The organism is Spirosoma validum (assembly GCF_014699035.1).
Classification (GTDB): domain Bacteria; phylum Bacteroidota; class Bacteroidia; order Cytophagales; family Spirosomataceae; genus Spirosoma; species Spirosoma validum.
The window spans coordinates 70,436-91,557 of the sequence record NZ_JACXAA010000014.1 but is presented as its reverse complement, the minus strand read 5'-3'; the positions used below and the strand labels follow the sequence as shown (position 1 = coordinate 91,557).

Annotated in this window: 15 protein-coding genes and 1 pseudogene; 9 read left to right on the top strand and 7 right to left on the bottom strand. The window is 51.4% G+C overall.

The features are described 5' to 3' along the window. Positions 1-45: 45 nt before the first annotated feature. Together treZ and IC230_RS28065 are read right to left on the bottom strand one after the other, a co-directional pair. Positions 46-1,974 (bottom strand): malto-oligosyltrehalose trehalohydrolase, encoded by a 1,929-nt coding sequence (gene treZ, locus IC230_RS28070; RefSeq protein ID WP_449451374.1) that lies wholly within the window; start codon positions 1,972-1,974, stop codon positions 46-48. Between the two features lie 113 nt (positions 1,975-2,087). Continuing rightward, the gene (locus tag IC230_RS28065) at positions 2,088-3,827 is read right to left on the bottom strand and encodes an alpha-amylase family protein (RefSeq protein ID WP_191042386.1); all 1,740 of its coding nucleotides are present in this window, start codon (positions 3,825-3,827) and stop codon (positions 2,088-2,090) included. A gap of 178 nt (positions 3,828-4,005) precedes the next feature. Here IC230_RS28065 and IC230_RS28060 point away from each other — a divergent pair, with 178 nt between their 5' ends. From IC230_RS28060 to IC230_RS28050, 3 genes and pseudogenes are all read left to right on the top strand, one after another. Continuing rightward, a complete protein-coding gene (locus IC230_RS28060; RefSeq protein ID WP_191042385.1) occupies positions 4,006-4,695 on the top strand; it encodes a DUF421 domain-containing protein in 690 nt (229 codons plus the stop codon). Between the two features lie 7 nt (positions 4,696-4,702). Next, positions 4,703-5,392 (top strand): DUF421 domain-containing protein, encoded by a 690-nt coding sequence (locus IC230_RS28055; protein WP_191042384.1) that lies wholly within the window; start codon positions 4,703-4,705, stop codon positions 5,390-5,392. Between the two features lie 70 nt (positions 5,393-5,462). Next, positions 5,463-5,659: pseudogene (locus IC230_RS28050) on the top strand (sensor histidine kinase); the annotation flags it as partial. Between the two features lie 3 nt (positions 5,660-5,662). Here IC230_RS28050 and IC230_RS28045 read toward each other — a convergent pair. The 5 genes from IC230_RS28045 to IC230_RS28025 form a co-directional block, all read right to left on the bottom strand. Then, positions 5,663-6,199 carry a hypothetical protein gene (locus tag IC230_RS28045; RefSeq protein ID WP_191042383.1) on the bottom strand — a complete coding sequence of 179 codons (537 nt, stop codon included), beginning with the start codon at positions 6,197-6,199 and terminating at the stop codon, positions 5,663-5,665. Between the two features lie 358 nt (positions 6,200-6,557). Next, positions 6,558-6,905 carry a hypothetical protein gene (locus tag IC230_RS28040; protein WP_191042382.1) on the bottom strand — a complete coding sequence of 116 codons (348 nt, stop codon included), beginning with the start codon at positions 6,903-6,905 and terminating at the stop codon, positions 6,558-6,560. 152 nt (positions 6,906-7,057) lie between these two features. Next, the gene (locus tag IC230_RS28035) at positions 7,058-8,266 is read right to left on the bottom strand and encodes an AGE family epimerase/isomerase (protein ID WP_191042381.1); all 1,209 of its coding nucleotides are present in this window, start codon (positions 8,264-8,266) and stop codon (positions 7,058-7,060) included. 139 nt (positions 8,267-8,405) lie between these two features. Further along, the gene (locus IC230_RS28030) at positions 8,406-9,611 is read right to left on the bottom strand and encodes a sialidase family protein (protein ID WP_191042380.1); all 1,206 of its coding nucleotides are present in this window, start codon (positions 9,609-9,611) and stop codon (positions 8,406-8,408) included. Positions 9,612-9,625: 14 nt separating this feature from the next. Next, positions 9,626-10,330: a FadR/GntR family transcriptional regulator gene (locus tag IC230_RS28025; RefSeq protein WP_191042379.1), complete on the bottom strand. Its 705-nt coding sequence runs from the start codon at positions 10,328-10,330 to the stop codon at positions 9,626-9,628. Between the two features lie 164 nt (positions 10,331-10,494). On the opposite strand from IC230_RS28025, the gene IC230_RS28020 reads away from it, so the two are divergent. From IC230_RS28020 to IC230_RS27995, 6 genes are all read left to right on the top strand, one after another. Beyond that, positions 10,495-13,839: a SusC/RagA family TonB-linked outer membrane protein gene (locus IC230_RS28020; protein WP_191042378.1), complete on the top strand. Its 3,345-nt coding sequence runs from the start codon at positions 10,495-10,497 to the stop codon at positions 13,837-13,839. 18 nt (positions 13,840-13,857) lie between these two features. Beyond that, entirely contained in the window at positions 13,858-15,381 is a 1,524-nt protein-coding gene (locus tag IC230_RS28015; RefSeq protein ID WP_191042377.1) for a RagB/SusD family nutrient uptake outer membrane protein, read from the top strand. Positions 15,382-15,562: 181 nt separating this feature from the next. Continuing rightward, positions 15,563-16,510: a dihydrodipicolinate synthase family protein gene (locus IC230_RS28010; protein WP_191042376.1), complete on the top strand. Its 948-nt coding sequence runs from the start codon at positions 15,563-15,565 to the stop codon at positions 16,508-16,510. Continuing rightward, complete coding sequence (locus IC230_RS28005) at positions 16,467-17,696, top strand: Kelch repeat-containing protein (protein ID WP_223860901.1); 1,230 nt, start codon at positions 16,467-16,469, stop codon at positions 17,694-17,696. Before IC230_RS28010 ends, IC230_RS28005 begins: the two co-directional genes overlap by 44 nt. A gap of 10 nt (positions 17,697-17,706) precedes the next feature. After that, the gene (locus tag IC230_RS28000; RefSeq protein ID WP_223860900.1) at positions 17,707-18,978 is read left to right on the top strand and encodes an MFS transporter; all 1,272 of its coding nucleotides are present in this window, start codon (positions 17,707-17,709) and stop codon (positions 18,976-18,978) included. Positions 18,979-19,046: 68 nt separating this feature from the next. Continuing rightward, positions 19,047-21,098 (top strand): glycoside hydrolase family 3 protein, encoded by a 2,052-nt coding sequence (locus IC230_RS27995; protein WP_191042375.1) that lies wholly within the window; start codon positions 19,047-19,049, stop codon positions 21,096-21,098. Positions 21,099-21,122 lie beyond the last annotated feature (24 nt).

Below are 21,122 nucleotides of genomic sequence, written 5' to 3'. Positions count from 1 at the left end.
GCTGCTACCATACCCGACACGGTTTTGAATTCCAGCCGGGGTTCGTCAGCCGACCGCTTCAGCCTCGCCCCGGTAAAGTCGTTGTGCAATTGGATTCGGTACGTTGACATGCGACTTTTCATGCCCCTGGGCGTAAATGACGATCGACTCGGGCTGTAGCTCAATGGCGTTATCCGTCGATAGCGAGCCAGGAGCGGTACTGATTCCGTTCTGTGGAAACCACTGTTCATCGGCTGAGTCGAGTAGTTTGTGCCAATCCTGTTCCTGGCTGGCTTCTGATAGCTGGACAATTTGTGGCTGTTTTGAGAAATTCATCAGGCATTGTATATGCTGATCGCCCTGCCAGCGATGTAATTGTAGCGTCTGCTGATCGTCGTTAGCTGTTACGTTTACATATTGACGGTCTAGCTTGTGCAACGCCGGTAGTTGCCTACGTAAAGCAATCAGCGTCTGGTAATAACGTAACAGCGTCTGGTGCGGCTCTTTAGCTAATAAACCCCACTGTAGTTTGGCTTCTTCGAACGTATCATGGCTTTGGGGCGCTGGGACCTCCTTATCCGAATGGGAATGCGCAAACTCATCTTTTCTGCCTTGCTGGACAGCCTCGACCAAATCTGGCTCGAAATGAGTCGCGAAATAAAAGAAGGGATTCGTTTCACCCCATTCTTCACCCATAAATAACAGAGGTATGTATGGACTCACCAGTACGGCTCCGGCTAATAGCTTCAGCGTGTCATAGCTGTACAACTGGCTCGATCGCTCACCCTGCTGGCGATTGCCTACCTGATCATGATTCTGCGAGAAAATAATAAACTGGTGTCCTGGGTTTGATTCGGCTTTACAGCCAAAAAGCTTCTGGCGTACGTTAGAAAACTGACCGTCGTAGACGTAACCATGCTGATACGATTTCGTCAAATGAGCAAGGCCATCAAAATCAGCATAATAGCCTGTCTTTGCTTCACCAACCGTCACCCGTAGGGAATGATGGAACTCGTCTATCCACTGAGCATCCATACCGTAACCGTGTTCAGTCAGGGGGTTAATAAATTTTGGGTCGTTGAGGTCACACTCGACCAGTAAATGATGTCGTCGTCCTGTAGTCTCCATCAGGTGGTCGACCTGCTGACGGAGTTCCTGTAGAATATGTACCGGGCTGCAGTCTTTCATGGCGTGAACCGCATCCAGACGTAACGCATCGATGTGAAAATCCCGGAACCACATCAGGGCATTCTCAATAACGTAGTGCCGGACGCCATCACACCAGGCATCATCGAAATTAATAGCATTGCCCCAGGGCGTACAATACTTGCTGGTCAGATAAGGGCCAAAGTTACTAAAGAAGCTTCCCTCTGGCCCGAAATGGTTATACACGACGTCCAGTACGACAGCGATCCCCTTATAATGACAGGCATCGACTAGGCGTTGCAGATTGCTGGCCCCGCCGTAGGAATTCTGAACGGCAAATGAGTAAACACCGTCATACCCCCAGTTGCGACTATCTGCGAATTGAGCTACAGGCATAATTTCTATAGCCGTTACGCCCAGCGCTTTCAGGTAATCGAGTTTCGTTTCCAGGGAAGCGAAGGTGCCCTCCGGCGTGAATGTACCGGTATGAACTTCGTACAACAGATAATCTTCCAGCGCTGGATTAACCCAACATTGGTCGTCCCAGTAAAATAAGGACGTATCAATTGCCTGCGAAGCATCATAAACGCCCTGTGGCTGACTCAACGAAGCCGGATCGGGATATTCTTTCTCGTTATTAAGTACAAACGTGTATGAATCGCCCGGCCGTAGCTGATCGGTTTTTGTTTGCCAGTACCCAAGTTCTTCCTGCTGAAGGGGCAGAACCGACTGTCCGTTTATTTTCAAATCGACCTGATCAGCAGAGGGACTCCAGAGCACGATCTGCGCTTGCCTATCCGGAAGAAACGTTACGCCAAGTGTTCGTTTGTTTACGTTGAGTGGATACATCATATAAATAAAAACCTGCCTTCTGAGAAACACCTTACAGACTAACGGTCTTGTTTGTAAATGAGGGAAGTGAGTAAACGGACCTGGTTACAGAGGAAGGAGTCCGTTCTGCTTCATTTTTTTACGCGATACCACCTAAACGTGTAACCCGGCAATTGAACCGCGAAATTTCCCCCGGTGCCCAACGGCGTTTCTGAATTATTCATTAAGTCAGTTAACGGACGGCCTGTTTGCGTTTTTGTGGCTATCTGGCACTGCTGCGGCTCAGAACTAAAATTGTGGACGACTACCAGAGAGCGGCCTTGCCAATCATACCGGATGGCTAATACCTGTTCCGATCCCGTGTCAAGCATCTCCCAGTTACCCCAACCGATTTCGGGGCATTGTTTTCGCAATTGGGCTAACCGGGTAATCTGATTCAGCAGCGACGCAGAGTCGGCACGCTGGTCTGCTACGTTAACGCCCTTCGTATAGCTGTATGGCCCCTGGCTGATGACTGGTTGAACTGTTTTGGCGGCTGTTGAAAAACCAGCATTGGGTGCGTTCGACCATTGCATGGGGGTTCGGATGGATAAGCGTTCCTTTAGCTTCAGATCGTCGCCCATGCCGATTTCTTCACCGTAACGAATGACGGGCATACCCGGCATGGAAAACAGGAAGCTGTAGGCCAAATCAATCAGCTTTCGGTCGCCCAGCATTGGTGCCAGTCGGCGCCGGATGCCCCGGTCGTAAAGCTGCATGGTTGAGTCGGGGCCGAAGCGGGCGTAGACTTTATCCCGTTCACTGTCACTCAGCCGACCCAGGTCGATTTCGTCGTGGTTGCGCAGAAACGTTGCCCACTGAGCCGTTGGCGGAATGGCTTTGGTATCCTCCAGGGCTTTTTTCAGCAGCTTCGTCTCGCCCGTAGCCAGCGAATAGAACAGGTACTGATTCGCAAAGAAGTTGAACATTGTCTGCATATTCTGGCCATCTTTCCCGAAATAGTCCTGCTGATCCTTCGGGTCGACGTTAGCTTCACCCAGCAGAATGGCATCTTTTTTATGCCACTGAATATACTGGTGCAGCTGCGTAATGATGTCAAACTGATACTGTGGTTTTTCAGGGTCGAAGTCGGCGTTGGCTATCTCGATCAGGAATGGAACGGCATCCACCCGAAAGCCGGCCACACCCTTATCCAGCCAATGGCGGACAATTTTTCGCATTTCCCGTTGTAAAGCCGGGTTCTGCATGTTCAGGTCGGGCTGAAAGTCATAAAAGCGGTGATAAAAATATTCGCCCGCCTGCTTGTCGTAGCTCCAGACCTCTTTCTGTACACCCGGAAAAATCATGCCTTTGTCCCATTTTTTTGGCTGCTCTTTCGACCAGACGTACCAGGAGCGATAGGGCGAATCTTTACGCTGACGAGCCGCTTTGAACCAGGGGTGCTGATCGGACGTGTGGTTCGTAACCAAATCCATCATTACCCGAATCCCTTTTTTATTGGTCTGGCGAATGAATTCGTCGAAATCCTGATCAGTACCCAGTCGCGAATCGATGCCATAGAAATCAGCGATGTCGTACCCGTCGTCTTTGTTGGGTGTGGGTTGAAAAGGGGCCAGCCAAATCGTCCTGACACCCAATTGAATGAGGTAATCCAACTGCTGCGTGATGCCCTTAAAATCACCGACGCCATCGCCATCGGAATCCTTAAAAACCTCGACATCGACGCTGTACAGGAAAGCATTTTTATACCATAGCTCTTCAATGAAATCGGTCGGAATAGGAGTAGGGGGAGTTTTTTTAGATTCGCTTTCGTCCTTTTTCTGGCAACTTATGAATAGACTGATGCACAGAGTAATAAATAGATACTTCATGAAGTACGTTGAGATGTGTTCTCTAAAACCAACTGCTCAACGAAGCATTCTGTTAGCAATAAGTTCATCTTTCTTGCCGATTGATCTACTTATTAGATATACCTGATGTATTTTATAAATAAACCCTGAATTGCCTCTCAGTATCAATCAATTCGGCTAAACGAAAAGTTAGGTAAACATGAATAAGGAAGACATTAAGCTAGGGGACTGGCATCGAATTCTAATCGGTGATGCGCCTGTTGAATTTTTACTGGAAGTATTCATCCGTACCGTCATAATTTACCTGGTATTACTGGTGACCATGCGCCTGCTCGGCAAACGAATGAATGGTCAGCTCACCAATCTGGAACTGGCCGTGATGCTAACCATGGGGGCTATCGTGTCACCTGCTATGCAATTGCCCGACCGAGGGTTACTATCGGGGATGCTGGCGCTAGGTTGCGCGTTAGTTTTTCTGAGACAAACTAACCTGCTGGGGTTTAAGAGCAGTAAAGCCGAACAGTTCATTCAGGGAACCGAAACCGTACTCGTAAAAGATGGCATCATTCAGGTGGACGAGATGGCGAAAAACCGACTCTCTCATCAGCAGATATTTGCCGCGTTACGTAGCGAAAACGTGTATAACCTGGGTAAGGTAAAACGCCTGTATATTGAAGCGTACGGGATGTTCAGCATTTATCAGGACGAAACCGGAAAGCCGGGTTTATCGCTATTGCCGCCTTCAGACGAAGAAATACAGTCTATTCACGAGCAGCCAAAAGAAAAATTACTCGCCTGCACGAACTGCGGCAATACTGTACCTGCTCAGCCCAAACCAGACGCCTGCCCGATTTGTCAGGCCAACGACTGGGTAAACGCCATACTTTAATTCCAGCATGAAAGAAGAAGATATTCATTTATACGATTGGCAACGGATTCTTGTCGGCGACGTGCCGGGCATTTTTTACGTTGAGATTTTGATTCGGGCGGCTGCGATTTACCTGCTGCTGGTTCTTTCGATGCGATTTATGGGTCGACGCATGGCCTCTAAACTGAGCCGTAATGAGATGGCCGCCATGGTGTCGATGGCGGCTGCCATTGGCGTACCCATTCTGGATGCTCATCGGGGATTGCTGCCAGCCTATGTTATTGGGCTGGTTGTTGTGTTGACCCAACGTATTGTTTCCTATTACGCAGCCAAAAATCAGCGATTCGAAGCGATTTCTCAGGGTGATCGAAGCACACTCGTTGAAAATTCAGTGATTCAACTGGCAAACATGAAAGATGCGCGCATCACCCGTGAACTGTTGTTTGCTCAGCTTCGCTCCGGGGGTTTGTTTCATCTGGGATCCGTGAAGCGTTTGTATATGGAAGCCAATGGTGCCTTTACGCTCGTTGAAGATCCGAAACCCAGACCGGGCCTGTCGATACTGCCCGAGTGGGACACTGAATTTATTGACCAGCAGGAGAAAGCGTCCGGTCAAAACGTTTGTCACCACTGCGGTAATCAGCAACCAGAATCGAGCAACAAAACAGATGCCTGTAGCAACTGTGACTATACGGAGTGGGTACCGGCACTGAAGTGAACGAGGTAGTAATGCTAATTCAAGCACCTGGCCAGGCTTTACCCGCTTGGGGAACTAGCTTACGATTAGTATCGGGTTCGATGAAAAGTATCTGGATCGCATTTTTCAGGTGTTTCAGCGATTGCAGGGCCGAAACGAATTTGTTGGTACTGTAATCGGTCTAGCGATCTGCGAAAAGGTAGTGGCGAATCATGGCGGGGCTATCACGGCTACCAGCCAGCCTGGTAAGGGTGCACCTTTAGCGTGTATTTGCCAAAAAGATCCTGAATTTTATAGATCGGGAATGTCTTTTCGCGGTTTCCAACCGGCGTTAGCAGGCTGGCCTGGATAAACCCGACAAAGGTAAACGAGCTCTAACGACCAGCCTCTATCGACATTCCCCAGCGACAGACTGATTTGCGTTCTCGGCGTCAGCCACACTTTGTTTAGAATCTCGCCAACTTTAGCCGTTTTTCCGGGACCGTATTTCTCTTGTAGCAACGAATCTAACTCCGTTCTGGCCGCCATCACATCTGCCTGAGTAATGGCGGCAGTCATATAATAGTAATAGGAGGCCGAGAGCAGCGAGTCACCATTGAAGGTATATTCGAGGCCGACAGTTCGATTGATAAGCGGAACACGTGCGTAGACAAGCTTCTCTGTTTTCTTTGATGTGAGTTTACTGGATTCCGCTTCTTTGACCTGTTTCGGCGAAAAACCCCAGCGAACCTGGCGTACATCGGGCGTTTGTTGAGCCAATACGTGGCCTATAGTTGATAAGATCAGAAACTGAACGAGAAAGAAACGTTGGAGATTGAAAGTCGGCATAGGTATCGTCTTAAGTAAATGAAATTAATCGTCTTTCGTTGATCGAGCAATTGGTATGATACCACCATCAGAAAAAGCAGGGCTGGTTAGCTGCATTGATAAAGCAGTTGATGCCGTTGACGATGGAGTTGAAGTAGTAGGTAACAAGCGGATAACGGCACTCGCCTGAGTGTATAGAGTTAACTAATTGTGGCTGCGATTGTTGACCGTTCGCTTCAGCGCGGATTTTTGTGGGCTGTTCGGAGCGTTAAAGGCCAAACTGTATCATTCAGCCGTTGCGTCTATAAAACGAGGCTGAGCTTTCCTTCTCCTCGAAGGTAACTCAGCCTCTGTCTCAAAATGCAGGAATAAGGTTTGTCTATGGGGTTTTGTCTGGTTTGCCCGTGCGCAGGTCACTAGCGCTACCGCTGCTGGGAACACCAGCCCCCTGTTGATTTTTGGGACCAGATTTGCTACTCTGACTTGGCGATTTCTGTCCAGCCGACGTACCGCCTGATTTATTTCCCGTACTGGCTTTAGTTCCTGTACTGGCTGATCCTGATTGCGAACGGGTTGATTGGGCTCCTGTCGTTGTGCTAGATGGCCCTTCTGCGGTGGGCGTGGGGTATCGACCCGGCGTGCGACGGCTATTTCCGCCAGACTGAGCATGCGCACCTGCGGAGGCCACGGCAATCAGCAGCGTAGCCGTCAAGATGATAGTTTTCATACGTTAATCGACTAAGTGAGGTTATGTTGTACTTAACAGACTAACCAACTGATCCTGGCAGGCGGCTCATAAAATTGGGCGGAGTGAGGAAACGGGTTAGTCAGGCACAGGTGTACAGCGCAAATCGACATCTGTGCGTTCTACAGGTTTTCCTACCTATGCTTCGCAGCTATCCCCACACTCTCAATCTCCTTTAACACCTGCCAGCATTGAAACAAACCCCGCGGTATGTGAAAACAGCCTTTCCATTTGCCACCTTTCAGCGGTAAAAGTACGTCTCCCTGGCGATTGAGATAACCGTACCATTCACCGAACTCGGAATCTGGAAAGTGTGACCAGGTGTACGCATGAACTCGCTCAAACCAGGCCCAGCAGTCAGGATTTCCGGTTCGCTGGTAACCTTTCAGTAACGTAATGAGCGTTTCGATATGCACCCACCAGAGTTTCTGATCCCACTCTAATTGCTGGGGCGGATGGCCCTGGCTGTCCATGAAGTAGAAGAGTCCGCCGTGTTCTGTATCCCAGGCATAATCCAGCGTATCGAGCGTAATACGAACCGCTTTTTCGAGCAGTGCTACGTCGTTGCGTCGGGTAGCCAGGTCCATGATGAACCACATCGCTTCGATCGCATGACCGGGATTCAGTAACCGCCCCTCGAAGCTATCCGAAAACTGGCCGTCGGGCGTTACGTTCTCCCGAATCAGCCCCAGGTTGGAATCGTAGAATACGTCCATGACCTCGTGAATGCATTCGTCAATGGTACGTTCCACCAGCTCTTTATCGAGCAGGTGTTCAATTTCCAGTGAGAGGTTGCACAGGATCATGGGCAACGCAAAATTCTTCAACGGCCGCGTATCCGAAACGGCTTTGTTCCACCGTCCTTTCGGATTGTTGCGCCGGGCCAATATCTGCTCAAACGTCGATTTCGCTAGGTTGGCGTACGCATCATTACCCGTTGCTACCGACAGCTGACCGAACGCCATCGTTGCGAAACAATCCGAAAAAATGTTGTAGGGCTGCACCAGTGTCCGACCCTCGCGCGTCAGGGAAAAATACCAGCTGCCATCTTCGGCACGACCGTACTTTGTTAGAAAATCAGCACCGTGCTGCGCTACGTCGAGCCAGTCCGCGCGTTGTTCTGGCGGACTGCCGCCCAGCCGATTATACAGCATCGAAAACGTCCATACCTGGCGGGTCTGTAGCCAGATAAATTTATCCGTGTCATAAACCTTTTCCTTCCGGTCGAGGCAGGTGAAGAAACCGCCCTGTTGGCGATCCAGCGAGTGTTTTTGCCAGAACGGAATAACGTCGTTCAACAGCGCATCCTGGTAGAGTTGCGTGTAGGTCTGGGTAGCGATCATGTTAATTATGTGAACATTTGAACTGCCTGTGATGTCAGTTTTTCTGTGGTGTCGGGTTCTTAAACCCGACATTCTCGCGTCAGCAAATTGCGTCGGGTTTAAGAACCCGACACCACAGGTAGACACCACATTTATTGGCTCACTTTGTAACCAGCCAATCGTAGCGAAAACGGGCGTAGGTGATTTTTGTGTAGTTGTCTTTTTCGTAGAGAACGCCAAGGTCGCCATCCTGCTGAACAACCAGATCGGAATAGGCCGACGAACCGGCATAAATCAGTTTGCCAGCCGACCATTTTTTGCCATCGTTCTGACTAACCCGAACGGTTAAGTTTGTCCGGCTGGTCTGGCTGTTAGGATTGGAGAACAGCAGTACGCTGGGGCCGCTACGTGGCTGATACGTAATCATGCTACCCTGACAGACCGGATCGGGCAAATCCGTTGCGACAACGACTGACTCCCAACGTTCACCGGCATTGGACGATGACGCCAGCAGCCGATTTTTGACGTCGCCCGATTGGTTGCGCGCATTCAGCAAGAGACCGCCGTTTGCGGTTTCAGCGGCTGTACTTTCGTTGCCGCCGGGATACGTAATGGTTGGCGAAAGTTTCCAGGTTTTTCCGTGATCATCGGAATAGAAGCCATGGGCCCGGTAGTCGCGAAACTGCGGTTGCGGCTGCCCTTCGGAATGGTTGGCCGCCACAAAAATCCGGCCTTTATGACGACCTTTCTGTAGTTGCAGGGAGTGGCCGGGCGTATTGGCGTACGATCGCCAGTCTTCCCTGAAGGCATACTGCGGATTCATGTCGGGCTTGTTCGGTCGCGAAACCTGGGTTGTTATGTTCACCGCTTCTGACCAGGTCTGGCCGCCGTCGGTGCTGGTTTTGTACCAGACTTCACGGACAGCCAGGCCTTTCCGCACGTTCGCTTCCGAAGCGGTACCCGTGTTGTACACTAAAAACAGTTTTCCGTTTGGAAAGCGATTGTCGGTCAGATCGAACACCGGCGCTGGATTGCCTGCCTGCATCGTTCCAAAGTCGACAACGAGCTGTATCGGTCCCCACGTTTTTCCGTTGTCCTGGCTGGTACGTAGCACGAGATCGACGTCGCCAAAATCACCGCAATCCGTTCGGCGCCCTTCGACAAAGGCCAGCAGATTACCATTCGGCGCTTTCACGATGGCCGGAATCCGATAACAGAGATAGCCCCCTTCGCCGTTTCGAAAGACCGTTGTCTCGACGATGGCCTGTGTCGTGGAATCGACAGTTGGACCAGTACTGTTTGTCTGGCCGGAGAGGACGGGTTGATACGTAATAAGGCTGGTTGCCAGTAGAAATGCATGGATCATAGCGTGTGCCGGGATCAGAATAATCGTTGGAAATGGTTTTCGAAGTGATTGCGCATCGCGTTGCGAAAGGCTTCGGGTGTTCCGTGCTGGATGACATCGACCAGCCCCCGGTGCGAAACAAACTTCTTGTGCTGCACCTGTTTTTTCAGGATGCCGCTTTCGTGAACGTATTTGAAAATGGGCAGGAGCATCCGCTGAAACCGACGTAGTGTCTGGTTGCCGGTGATGTCGTACAACTTGCCATGAAAGCGAATTTCCTGCTCCGAATCGAACAGCATCTCTTCCGTATTGACTGGCTCCGTAGCAACAATGGCGTAGAGTTCGTCGATGTCATTCTGCGTTACCCGCTCGAAAATCAGATCGCCCATCCCGATCTCAAGTACCATCCGTAATTCGAAAATGTCACGTAGCGTCGCATTGTCCAGAATGCCGGGATACAGTGTTTTTTCGATGAGCGAAAGCAGGTCGGGGTTCGTAATAACGGTTCCGCGCTTCTTCTTCGTGTCGAGCATGCCCCGCATGCGTAACCGTAGCAGCGCTTCCCGCAGAACCGTCCGGCTTACGCCTAACTGAGCCGATAGTTCGATCTCTTTTGGAATGACATCGCCCGCTTTGAATTGCTTGTCATTGAAGAATTCGAGCAGATCCGTTTCCACTTTGTCGACCAGCGTGAGGTTTTCATTCAGCTTGAAATCACTCTGATTATTGATGTACTCCATGTATTATGTATAATATAAAAAACGCTACACTCGATTATGTCTGACAATATTCTGGATTTATTCGCTTAAATAAAAATTTTATGCGAATTTTTGACTTTTATGTACAACATAATACCTTTGTCAAGTCATACTTATTCTCTTGTCTACGATAAACTATCTCTATAATGTCTATTTCTCCTTACAAATACAGGCGATATGTCATACTTATTGTCGGCTGGTTGCTCACCGTTAGTGGATGGGCGCAGACAACTTCCTTGACAGGGACCATCCGCGATGCCCGCACCGGTGAAACGCTACCGGGTGTAAACATTACCATTAAAGGAACGACCCGCGGAACGGTAACCAATCAGGATGGACAGTTCTCGCTTCAGGTGCGCAAGGGCGACGTACTGGTTGCTTCACTTATCAGCATGAGTACACAGGAAATTGTGATCGACAACCAGACCTCACTCGACATCAAGCTGGCCGAAAGCGCCAAAAGTCTGGACGAAGTGGTCGTCGTGGGGTACGGTCAGCAAAGTCGCAAAACTCTGACCGGTGCCGTATCGACGATTGACCAGACGGTTTTTAAATCCGTACCGAGAACCAACGTCGGCACCGCGTTGCAGGGAACCGCACCCGGTCTGCGTGTGCAGCAAACAACTGGTCAGCCAGGATCAACGCCAACGATTGTGTTTCGGGGAGGAACCGATTTTAACGGCTCGGGTTCGCCACTAGTCGTACTGGATGGTGTGATTGTTCCCTCACTTTTTGGTATCAACATGGAGGACGTCGAAAGCATTGACCTGCTTAAAGATGCGGCCTCGGCGGCTATTTACGGAGCGCGGGCGTCGAATGGCGTGATTCTGGTGACGACCAAAAAGGGCAAGAAAGGCCGGACGTCGGTGACCTATAGCTACAAACGGGCGAACAACTACATCCGGCGCAATCCACTCGCCTACATGAGTGCAGAAGACTACATCACCTGGAACCGGCGCGGACTGGCCAGCCGCTACGCTGCCGCGCAGGCCGATAACAACACGGCGGAAATGAATAACGCCCGCAACCAGTTGACCGGTGCCTGGGGCTGGGGCGTTAACTCGGGCTGGACCGCTCCCGACGGAAAATATTCAACGCAATTAGTTTCCAACAGCAACCGGAACCTGCTCAGCGACCCACAATATCATTTACTGCTCGATAAAAATCCGTTCAATGCGAATCAGACGGATAGTCTGTTGTATCGGTCTATCTCGCAACGGCAGTTGGAAGATCTGATCCTTCAGCAGGGAACGCTCAATGAACATTACCTGAATTTTTCAGGGGGTAACGACCAGGGCAATTTCTCGCTGGGACTGGGTAGCATCAGCGACGTTGGTACACTCATTGGCTCGTCGCTCAGCCGAATGAATATGAACTTCAATGGCGGCCTGAACGTGGGCAAGAATCTGGTCGTGAACCTCAACGTATCGGGGTATAGTGCCAAAACAACGCCATCTTACCTGACTGCCGATGGGGGTGGTGGTGTTAATGGCGGCATTATTCAGCGATTTACAGGTATTGCACCCACGGTACGACTGACTCACGACCTGACAGGCGCTGAACTTCCGGGCGTGGACGGCAGTACGTTAGGTAACCCGAATTATTTCCGGGATAAGTTTTACAACCAAACGCTTGAGCAACGCTATTCGGGTGGACTAAATCTGGAATACACGATCCTGCCGGGTTTGAAGGCGCTGGCATCGGCATCGGGATTTTACCGGTATACCACGGGCGAAAGTTTCACCAAAGCGTACATCAACGGAACTGGTGGGGCGTTGGTCAATACCCGCAATTCATCGTTTACCAATCAGCGGGCTAGTCAATATACCTACAACGCGTTCCTTCAATATAACAAAGATTTTGGTAAGCACACAGTATCGGCGCTGGCCGGGGGCGAGTTTTTTGAATCGCGCGTGTATGATTATGGCGCAACGGCCAACCTGGCGGCTACCGATTTTATTCCCTGGCTATCGGCCTCAACGGCCGCTGTGGGCGTACCGACGTCTTCTTTTTCGAGCTGGCAGCGGCTGGCTTCCGTGATCGGGCGGGTCAACTACACGTTTGCCAATACGTATCTACTGAACGTAAACATGCGGTACGACGGTACGTCCAAGCTTATTACCAATCAATACGGTTTCTTCCCCGGCGTGTCGCTGGGCTGGAATATGCACTACGAGAATTTCTTCGCCAACTCGTTCCTGCGCCGGTACGTATCAACGCTTAAACCCCGGATCAGCTTTGGCGAGAATGGCAGCATCAACCCGCTCAACAGCGCGGGCCAACCCCTCATCGGCGACTACGCCACAATCCCGCAGTACGGCAGTGTTGGTACGTATAACGGTCAACCTGGTTTTGCAACGGGTGGCATTACGAACACGAACCTTACGTGGGAGCGGGCGAATACACTCAATTTCGGGGTCGATGTCGGTTTGCTGAACAACCGCGTAACGGTTATTGCCGACTACTTTATCCGCAATGTCTACGATAAAATCACCTCGCTAACGATTCCTGCCTGGACCGGATTCAGCTCCTACGTAACGAACCTGGGTCAACTTCAGAATCGGGGTGTCGAGCTGGAAATCAGAGCGAACGTACTGAAACCATCCAGTGCAAACGGGGTATCCTGGACGGTTAGCGCGAACCTCTTTCACGTGAAGAACTTCGCAAAGAAACTGCCGAATAACGGCCTGGACCTCAACCGTCAGGGAGCCGTTCAGATTTTCGATCCCGGTCAGAACAAGCTGGTTTGGGTAGGTGGTTTGCAGGAAGGCAAACGGGTAGGACTGGATGAGATTTATGCACCAATCCACGACGGTATTTACACCAGTCAGGCGCAACTGGATGAACGCGCCGGTCTGTTGAATACGTACCTGCCGTACACCAACAAACGAATCAAGCTGCTTGGCGACGCCCGCTGGCGCGATACGGACAAGAACGATACGCTGGACTACCGCGATAATGTGTATGTCGGTCGCACGACGCCGACCATACAAGGCGGTTTCTCGTCAAATCTCTCCTGGAAAGGCTTTAACCTATACGGCCAGTTCGATTACTCGCTGGGTTTCATCATCGCCAATCAGTCGTATCTGCGTGGGATGTCGCAGGTACAGGGCTCGCAGAACGGCCCCGTCGACGTAACGAATACGTGGTCGCCTGAAAATCCGAACGGTACGTTGCCGCGCTACTACTGGGCCAACTACGGCCGGAATTACTTCACCGATGCGGGCGGAAGCACTACACCCCCTGCAAACTTCTGGCAGAAAGGCGATTATCTGGCCATGCGCGAAGTAACGCTCAGTTACGATATGCCGGCCAAACTTCTCGAACGGATGGCACGTAACCGGGTCAAGAGCGTTCGCGTGTTTCTAACCGGCTCAAACTTGGTTTATTTCACGGGCTATAACGGTACGTTCCCGGAAGTTGGCGGCAACGATGTCGGTCGGTTCCCGCTACCCCGAACGGCCACGCTTGGTGCCACGATCAGTCTTTAATCCTCAAGCTGAACACTCATGAAAACTTATATAGTAATCCTTGCTTTATTCGGCTGTCTGGTTGCCAGTTCCGGCCTGTTTTCCTGCCAGAATCAACTCAACGAAGTCGTTCCGCAGACCTCGCTCAACCAGAGTCTAGTGTTGGCCGATGCGAATGCTGCCCTGACGTTATACACGGGCGTGTATTCCTCCTTCCGAACGTATCACAGCACGTTATTTACGCTGGGTGAAATGCGTTCCGACGTCTGGGCCGATGGCCTGTTTACTGAATCGGAAGACGCGGGACTGAAACAACTTTGGTCGCACAACATCAGCGCCACGAACGTACCGCTCGACAATTGGGGTGGATTTTACAGCCTAATCGACCGCATCAATACGGTCATCAAACTGTTTCCCGCGGCTCCCCTCGACGACGCCCGACGCAAGACGTACCTGGCGGAAATGTATGGCATGCGGGCCTATGTGTATTACACCCTGTTACGTACCTGGGGCGGTGTGCCGCTCACAACAGAACCCGTTACCTCGATAGATAACCTGACCGATCTATACAAAGCGCGATCGACGCCGGATGAGGTGATGAAACAAATTAAAAGCGATCTGGAGCAGTCGCTGACCCTGTTTGCCGGGAACAATGCGTTTGCGACCAAGCGCGTCAACTGGAGTCGGGCGGCTACGCTTACCCTGAAAGGCGACGTATTCATCTGGTCGGGTACGCACATGGGCGGTGGCAATGCTGATTTCACGATAGCCAAAGCCGCCCTGGAAGAGGTAAAAGCGTTACCTACGCTAGGCTTACAGGCGATCTTCACCGACGTGTTCGATCCGACGAAAAAGAGTAATAACAAGGAAATCATTTTTGCGATCAACTACGAAAAAAACGAAGCCACGCAGGGCGTTTATGGCAACTTTCTAGTCAACACGACGCAGGCTGGTACGTTGCTGTTCGATGCAATTCCAGGGCCGGGGGCGGCCGTGAATTCGGTATATCCGCTGGTGGGTGGAGCCAGCCGGGTGGGCATGTCCAGCGCTACGATTACGAAACTAAGTAACGCCAAAGATCAGCGCGTTCGCCCATCGTTTCGGGTCATGTATCGCAACGCAGCTGGTTTTCCGATTGCGGGCGTCATGCTGACCAAATTCATTGGCCGTGTTGATTCGGGTATACAACTGTATGACAATGACTTTCCCATTTATCGGTATGCCGACGTGCTGTTGCTGCTGGCCGAAGCGAATACGAAACTAGGCAATGATCCATCAGTCGACATCAACGCTATTCGGGCGCGGGCGTACGGAACAGGATTCACTACGTATACGAACGGAACGCCGGAAGCGAACATGAACGCCATTCTGGACGAATACCTGCGGGAGTTCATTGGCGAAGGTAAACGCTGGTGGGCGTTACGTCGGGCGGGGAATGCATATGTGTTTGCGGCTGTCAACCCGGTTTATTTGCCCGCCACGCAAGCGTTCAAGCTGGTGCTACCCATTTCGATAACGATGCTGAATACCGATCCGAAACTGGTTCAAACGTCGGGGTATTGAGTTGATGTTAAGCAGGCTATCTGTCGTGGTGTCGGGTTCTCAAACCGCAACGGCGGACCGCCGACACATTTCCGGGTGGAGCGGTTGGCTGACGCCAGCGTGTCGGGTTTGAGAACCCGACACCACGACAAAATTTGTGTTCTAAGTTATTTTCAGCGATTAGGTTTTTATCTCTTTTTTTATGTCAAATATTCCAAAGACTGAAGGACTGGTTGCTGCTCCCTTCACGCCAATGCATGCCGACGGCCGTTTAAACCTGGACCTGATTCCCCAATACGCCCATTTTCTTGTGCAAAACGGCGTCAAAGGCGCTTTCGTCGGGGGCTCAACGGGGGAGGGCGTATCGCTGTCGTATCCGGAAAAGCTGGAGTTGCTCCGCGCCTGGGGGCAGGTCGATGAACCCCGTTTGCAGAAGATTATGCTGGTTGGCGGTACGTCGCTGGAAGAAAGTAAACGGCTGGCGCAGGAGGCATCACGTGCTGGTTTTCAGGCGGTAGCGGTACTGGCCCCATTTTATTTCAAGCCCGCTAATGTCGAGCTGCTGGCTCAGTTCTGCATCCAGATTGGCGAAGCCGCGCCTGAACTGGGTCTTTATTTCTACCACATTCCCGCTCTGACGGGTGCGAACCTGTCGATGATTGATTTTTTGGCCTGCATTGATGGTCGATTGCCTAATTTCTACGGGATCAAATACACGCACAACGACCTGATGGACTACCGGCGGTGTGTGCTGTTCGGGAATCAGAAGTACGATATTTTGTGGGGGTGGGATGAAGTCTTCCTGGCAGCTATGGCCATGGGCGCCCGCGGGGCCGTGGGTAGTACGTTCAATTACGCGGCTCCAGTCTATCACGAGCTCATGGCGGCTTTCGACGCGGGCGATCTGGAGAAAGCGCGGCAGTGTCAGGATAAGTCCATCGCCGTTGTCAAGCTATTGGGTAAATACGGCGGTATCGCAACGGGCAAAGCCTACATGCGGGCCGTCGGTCTCGACTGCGGTGAGTTCCGACTACCAATCGCGAATATGTCGACCGAACAATACGGGCAATTCCTGAACGATCTGGACGAAATCGATTTTTACGCCTATGCTTCTCAGATGCCCGTATCGGCTGATGTCAGCGCGGACTAAACAGATTGGTATTCTGGGGCTTATGGTTCTAGGCTTTTCGCTCACCGGATTAAAGCCCGGCGCAAAACGTAGCCAATTATCAACTGCGCCGGGTTTTAACCCGGTGAGCGAAAGTGTGTCATGTCAATACGTTCGGCTGCCGGATTTACCTGCGCAGCATGGTCGGCCGAATTTGGGCGTAGCGGGTGCCTTTGCGGGGGTTAGCCATGATGCGCTGATTGTGGCGGGTGGGGCTAATTTCCCGAACGGATTTCCCTGGCAGGGCGGTACAAAAGTCTGGCATTCGACCGTGTACGTACTGGTACACAAAGGCGATACGTATCAGTGGCAATCAACGCAGCAATTGGATCGGGTACGGGCGTATGGTGGGTCTGTGAGCTGGAATGAACAACTTATTTGTCTGGGCGGAAGTGATGACAAACAGCGATTCGCCGATGTGTTTAGCCTGAACTGGAATCCGTCGTCGGCTACCCTCGAACAGAAACCACTTCCGCCTTTGCCCATGCCACTGGCGAATCTGGCGGCTACAGTTTCGGCGAATAAACTATACGTCTTTGGTGGCGAATCAAATGGGGGAACGGAGAAAGGTTTGTATAGACTTGACCTGAAGGAACCAACAACCGGTTGGCAAAAGCTGGCTGATTTACCCGGCCCGGCCAGAGCGTATACGGCCATGACAACTCAATTGAACGGCACGGGCCAATCGCTGTACGTAGTGGGTGGTCGGCAGACAGTGGAAGGCGTAACAACCGTCTATTCGGATGCCTATGAGTACCATATTTCGCTGAACCAGTGGGAACGATTACCCGACTTACCCCAAACGCTGGCGGCCCATCAGGTTGTCGCATCTGGGCTCAATTCGTTACTCGTATTCGGGGGTGACGACGGGCAGCGGCTTCGGCAGATTGAAGCTCTGAATAATCGCCTGAAAGAGCAACCAGCTGGTAAGGAGAAAATCCGACTCACGTCAGAACGTAACGATTTACAGATCAAGCATCCGGGTTTTAACAGAACCGTCTGGCAATTTCGGACCGTAACGAAAACCTGGTCTGTGGTCGATACGTTGCCGTTCCCGACGCCAGTAACAACGCCAATTGTACGCTGGAAAGATCATTTCATCATACCGAGTGGTGAGGTAAGCCCCGGCATTCGAACACCCACGATCTGGAAGATTTCAATTCATTGATTAACCCTACATGATGAACGACAATACAGCCCGTCTACCCAGCAAAACGTACCCGTGGGTGTTGGTTGGGCTTTTATGGGTGGTTGCCATGCTGAATTACATGGATCGGCAAATGCTGGCGACCATGCGCCCGTCGATGCAGGTCGATATTGATGAATTACAATCGGCCACCAATTTCGGACAGTTGATGGCCATTTTCCTTTGGATTTATGGCTTCATGAGTCCGGTTTCGGGCATTGTCGCCGATCGGTTCAATCGGAAGTGGCTGATTGTGGGCAGTTTATTCGTCTGGTCGGGTGTTACGTTCTCGATGGGCTACGCCACTACGTTCAATCAGCTCTATTGGCTGCGGGCTATTATGGGTATCAGTGAAGCCTTATACATCCCGGCTGGCTTATCGCTGATTGCCGACTTTCATTCGTCTAAAACAAGATCACTGGCCGTTGGTATCCACATGACGGGTCTGTACATGGGGCAGGCGTTGGGCGGGTTTGGGGCAACGCTGGCTGAATCCTATTCCTGGCATACGGCTTTTCAGGGATTCGGTCTGGTTGGTGTGGTGTATGCGGTGGTTCTAAGTTTTTTTCTGAGAGAAATCAATCGGGATGCTGTACCCTTGACCCAATCCGATGCGCTAACGATGACAAGCCGAACGTCACTAACGAAGGGGCTCGGTTTGCTGCTGGCCAATACGTCGTTCTGGGTCATTCTGTTTTACTACGCTATTCCCAGCCTGCCCGGTTGGGCCACGAAGAACTGGCTGCCTACGCTCTTTGCGACGAACCTGAACATCGACATGGCCACAGCCGGGCCATTGTCTACCATCACCATTGCTACGTCTTCCTTCCTGGGTGTATTATTCGGCGGTATTTTGTTCGACCGATGGGTGCAAACGAACATCCGGGGGCGGATTTACACGAGTGCTATTGGTCTGTCTTTAACCATACCGTCATTGATGCTGATCGGTTTTGGCGATTCGCTGGTCCACGTGATCGGTGCAGCGCTATGCTTCGGTTTTGGATTCGGGATGTTCGACGCCAACAACATGCCCATTCTGTGTCAGTTTGTACCGGCACGAAGTCGGGCGACGGCTTATGGCATCATGAATATGACCGGCGTATTTGCGGGTGCTCTGATTACGAACTGGTTAGGGAAATCTACCGATTCGGGTCATCTGGGATCGGATTTCGCCATGCTATCGGGTATTGTGCTGGTGGCCTTACTGGTTCAGTTGTATTTTCTGAAACCAAAGGTTAATGATTTCGTGGCTGTTGATGGGTAACTAAGCGTACAATTGGTATTTGTTATCAACGACTTCCCCTAAACGACATCTTTAACCTCAGGAGACCTATGCATGATCAATACGTTCTGTTAAGGCTGGCATTTCTGCTGGCGACTGTAACACTCGCTACCGCAACACTGTCAGCGCAATCACGCCAACAGCCCGCCCTGGGCCACCGATCCGCAAAGATTTTGACGGTGAATGGGCTGACATTCAAGGATCTGAATCAAAACGGCCAGCTGGATAAATACGAAGACTGGCGCCTGCCGACCGACGAGCGAAGCCGGGATTTGCTGACCAGAATGTCGCTTGAGCAGAAAGTAGGGTTCATGCTCATCAGCGATTCCCGGTTGAAGAACGAACCGTCCATGTTCAATCCGGGTGCACAGCGTTCGAACGAACCGATCACGGCGGACTTTAGCGAGGATGATGTTGTCCAGCCCAACAATATGTTTACCCGAAAGCCGCTGGCAACGCCCGTTATGAACGTAGCGGGTACAACCAAAGGGGTTACACAATTTCATCTCCGCCATTTTATTCTCAGGGCTAACGTAAGCGCCCGAACAACGGCAGAATGGGCCAACAAACTACAGGCGCTCTGCGAATCCCAGCCGCTGGGTATTCCGGCGATTATAACGTCCAATCCCCGGAATCACGTCACGGCGACGGCCGCGATGGGAACCAGCGTCGGCAAAACGGCTTTTTCCAACTGGCCCGGTGAACTGGGTTTATCGGCCATGCGGGACCTGAAATTGGTTCGTGAGTTTGCCGATATTGCCCGGCAGGAGTGGGTCGCTGTGGGATTACGGAAAGGGTACATGTACATGGCTGACATCGCAACCGAACCCCGCTGGCAGCGCGTTGACGGTACGTTCGGCGAGAACGCAGACTGGGCAGGTCAGGTTATGACGGAAGTTGTTCTGGGATTTCAGGGACCGAAACTGGGACCTGCTTCGGTGGCCCTGACCACCAAACATTTTCCGGGCGGTGGCGCCACTAAAAACGGGCACGACCCTCATTTTGAGTTTGGTAAGCAGGAAGTCTTTCCGGGTAGTATGTTCAAAAATAACCTGATTCCGTTCAGAGCCGCCATCAAAGCAGGTACTTCATCCATCATGCCTTATTATTCCATGCCGGTCGGGACTAAGTACGAGGAAGTTGCCTACGCCTACAACAAAGGAATACTACAGGATTTACTCCGGAAAGAACTGGGATTTACGGGTATCATTAATTCCGACACCGGCCCCATCGATATGATGCCCTGGGGCGTTGAAAGTTTATCGTTAACCGAGCGGTACAAAAAAAGTCTGGAAGCGGGCGTCAACCTATACTCCGGTAATGCCAACCCCGTCAAACTACTGGAAGCCGTAAAAAGCGATCAGGGGTTGGTGACGCTGGTCGATGATTCGGTGCTACGTTTATTACGGGAAAAATTTGATCTGGGTCTGTTCGAGAATCCGTACGTAGATGAAGAGGCCGCCGAACGGATCGCCGGAAATGCAAAATTCCGCGAACGGGCGGAGGTCGCGTTACGGAAATCCATCGTGTTGTTACGGAACGATACGAAAATACTCCCACTGAAAGCCAGGACGAAAGTGTATTTTGAAACGTATCAGAAACGGTACGGAGCCCCCGCTTCGGGACCGGGCATTGTTTTCTCGGGCCAGGACCGTTCGTACCCTGTTGAGTTTGTCAGCACACCGGAGGCCGCCGATGTTATTCTGGTATGGCTTACCCCCTCGATTCAGCCCCTGTTTCTTTCCGATGGCTCTCCGCTCGAACTTTCGCTGTCGAAATGCGCGGTCGACGTTACGTACCTGAATCAGTTGATGGCGAAAAAACCGACGATTCTGGCCATTAACTATACTAGTCCGTGGGTGATCGATGAGGTGTATAATGACAAAACGAAAGGCACTATTCCCGGAATTCTGGCCACGTTTGGTACAACACCTGACGCGCTGCTCGATATTGTGACGGGTAAATTCAAGCCAACGGGCAAAATGCCGTTTACCACCCCAATTTCTGAAGCAGCCGCTAAACAACAGAAGGAAGACGTACCGGGCTACCGTGAAGGAGCAGCTTACCCCTTGTTTAAGTACGACGAAGGATTGAGTTACTAATCTTGCAAAGAGATACTTTACGCT

Coding starts and splice junctions, on each gene's coding strand:
- treZ (WP_449451374.1), bottom strand. CDS start 1,974: ATGTATCCACTCAACGTAAACAAACGAACACTTGGCGTAACGTTTCTT.
- IC230_RS28065 (WP_191042386.1), bottom strand. CDS start 3,827: ATGAAGTATCTATTTATTACTCTGTGCATCAGTCTATTCATAAGTTGC.
- IC230_RS28060 (WP_191042385.1), top strand. CDS start 4,006: ATGAATAAGGAAGACATTAAGCTAGGGGACTGGCATCGAATTCTAATC.
- IC230_RS28055 (WP_191042384.1), top strand. CDS start 4,703: ATGAAAGAAGAAGATATTCATTTATACGATTGGCAACGGATTCTTGTC.
- IC230_RS28045 (WP_191042383.1), bottom strand. CDS start 6,199: ATGCCGACTTTCAATCTCCAACGTTTCTTTCTCGTTCAGTTTCTGATC.
- IC230_RS28040 (WP_191042382.1), bottom strand. CDS start 6,905: ATGAAAACTATCATCTTGACGGCTACGCTGCTGATTGCCGTGGCCTCC.
- IC230_RS28035 (WP_191042381.1), bottom strand. CDS start 8,266: ATGATCGCTACCCAGACCTACACGCAACTCTACCAGGATGCGCTGTTG.
- IC230_RS28030 (WP_191042380.1), bottom strand. CDS start 9,611: ATGATCCATGCATTTCTACTGGCAACCAGCCTTATTACGTATCAACCC.
- IC230_RS28025 (WP_191042379.1), bottom strand. CDS start 10,330: ATGGAGTACATCAATAATCAGAGTGATTTCAAGCTGAATGAAAACCTC.
- IC230_RS28020 (WP_191042378.1), top strand. CDS start 10,495: ATGTCTATTTCTCCTTACAAATACAGGCGATATGTCATACTTATTGTC.
- IC230_RS28015 (WP_191042377.1), top strand. CDS start 13,858: ATGAAAACTTATATAGTAATCCTTGCTTTATTCGGCTGTCTGGTTGCC.
- IC230_RS28010 (WP_191042376.1), top strand. CDS start 15,563: ATGTCAAATATTCCAAAGACTGAAGGACTGGTTGCTGCTCCCTTCACG.
- IC230_RS28005 (WP_223860901.1), top strand. CDS start 16,467: ATGCTTCTCAGATGCCCGTATCGGCTGATGTCAGCGCGGACTAAACAG.
- IC230_RS28000 (WP_223860900.1), top strand. CDS start 17,707: ATGATGAACGACAATACAGCCCGTCTACCCAGCAAAACGTACCCGTGG.
- IC230_RS27995 (WP_191042375.1), top strand. CDS start 19,047: ATGCATGATCAATACGTTCTGTTAAGGCTGGCATTTCTGCTGGCGACT.